Below are 2,296 nucleotides of genomic sequence, written 5' to 3' on the forward strand. Positions count from 1 at the left end.
GACTAGATCCGTCTATCCAAGTTATCGGAACGGGCGGCGTTTACAGCGGCCGTGATGCGTTTGAACACATCTTGTGCGGCGCAAGCATGGTGCAGATCGGCACGGCGCTACACCAGCAAGGCGTAGACATTTTTGAACGGGTTTCCCTTGAATTAAAAGCCATCATGGTGCAAAAAGGCTATGAGAAGCTGGAAGACTTCAAAGGCAAATTGAAATATTTTGCATAAGGTTTACTCTAAAAAACGCCCAAGGCCGTCTGAAAATTTCAGACGGCCTTGTTGTATAATTGCTCCCCACATTACCCGTCTTCCCCTTCAATGAAACTCAACCCCCAACAGCAAGCCGCGGTCAAATATCTAGGCGGCCCCCTGCTCGTCCTTGCCGGTGCAGGCAGCGGAAAAACCGGTGTGATTACGCAAAAAATCAAGCATTTGATTGTCAATGTCGGCTATCTGCCGCATACCGTCGCCGCGATTACCTTTACCAATAAAGCAGCTACGGAAATGCAGGAGCGCGTCTCCAAAATGTTGCCTAAGTCGCAAACGCGCGGGCTGACGATTTGCACCTTCCACTCTTTGGGTATGAAGATTTTGCGCGAAGAAGCCGATCAAATCGGTTACAAAAAAAACTTTTCCATCCTCGACTCTACCGACAGCGCCAAAATAATCGGCGAGCTTTTGGGCGGTACGGGCAAAGAAGCCATATTCAAAGCGCAACATCAAATTTCCCTTTGGAAAAACGATTTAAAAACGCCTGAAGAAGTAGTTCAGACGGCCGCTAATGTGTGGGAACAACAAACAGCGCACGTCTATGCGAGTTATCAGGAAACCCTGCAAAGCTATCAGGCAGTGGACTTCGACGACTTAATCCGCCTACCAGCCGTACTCTTGCAGCAAAACAGCGAAGTGCGCAACAAATGGCAGCGGCGGCTGCGTTATCTGCTGGTTGACGAATGCCAGGACACCAACACCTGCCAATTTACCCTGATGAAGCTCTTGACCGGCGCGGAAGGCATGTTTACCGCCGTCGGCGACGACGACCAGTCCATCTACGCATGGCGCGGCGCAAACATGGAAAACCTGCGTAAAATGCAGGAAGACTATCCGCAGATGAAGGTCATCAAGCTGGAGCAAAACTACCGCTCCACCGCGCGGATTCTCAAAATCGCCAACAAAGTCATCGAAAACAACCCCAAACTCTTTACCAAAAAACTTTGGTCGCAGTTCGGCGAAGGCGAAATCGTCAAAGTCGTTGCCTGCCAAAGCGAGCAGCACGAAGCCGACTGGGTCGTCAGCCAAATCGTCAAACAGAAGCTGGTCGGCGGCGACAAAACCCAATACGCCGATTTCGCCGTGTTATACCGCGGCAACCATCAGGCGCGGATTTTTGAAGAATCCTTGCGCAGCGCGCGTGTTCCCTACCAACTCTCCGGAGGACAAAGCTTTTTCGACAAAGCCGAAATCAAAGACGTTTTGTCCTATTTGCGCCTGCTTGCCAACCCCAACGACGATCCCGCCTTCCTGCGCGCCGTGACCACGCCTAAACGCGGCATCGGCGACGTTACATTGGGCAAGCTCAACACCTACGCGCACGAACACGAATGCAGCCTATATGAAGCCGCGCAAACCGAAGAAGCGCTTGCCCTATTGAACCATACCAACCGCCAACACCTGCAAGCCTTCATGGATATGATTGAAAACTACCGCACCAAAGCCGAAACCAGCGAAGCAGGCGAACTCATCAACGGCCTGCTCAAAGAAATCGACTACGAAAACCACCTGCTTGCCAGTGAAGAGGGTAAAGCTGGCGAAATCAAATGGCGCAACGTGAGCGACCTGACCGGCTGGTTGGAGCGCAAAGGCGAACAAGACGGCAAAAACATCATCGAACTTGCCCAAACCGTCGCCCTAATGACGCTCTTGGAAGGCAAAAGCGAAGAAGAAGTCGATGCCGTCAAACTCTCGACCCTACACGCCTCCAAAGGCTTGGAATACCCCTACGTTTTCCTCGTCGGCTGCGAAGAGGGCATCCTGCCGCACAACGACAGCATCGAAGAAGAAAACGTCGAAGAAGAACGTCGCCTGATGTACGTCGGCATTACCCGCGCCAAACGCCAACTTACGCTGACCCACTGCCTCAAACGCAAAAAGCAAGGCACATGGCAGTTCCCCGAGCCGAGCCGCTTTATAGACGAAATGCCGCAGGAAGACATCAAAATCCTAGGCCGCAAAGGCGGCGAGCCGATTGTGAGCAAGGAAGAGGGAAAAAGTAATTTAGCAGGATTGCTGGATATGTT

At 52.0% G+C, this 2,296-nt stretch carries 1 protein-coding gene and 1 pseudogene; both read left to right on the forward strand.

Going from position 1 to position 2,296, the window contains the following annotated elements; genetic code table 11:
* Positions 1–227 (forward strand): annotated as a pseudogene (locus ACTHUM_RS11750) (dihydroorotate oxidase); the annotation flags it as partial.
* A 90-nt stretch (positions 228–317) separates the two neighbouring features.
* Positions 318–2,296, forward strand: a 1,979-nt coding sequence (gene rep, locus ACTHUM_RS11755; protein ID WP_440402947.1) for a DNA helicase Rep, incomplete at its 3' end; no start/stop codon positions are given.

This window comes from Neisseria sp. P0021.S006 (genome assembly GCF_051956895.1).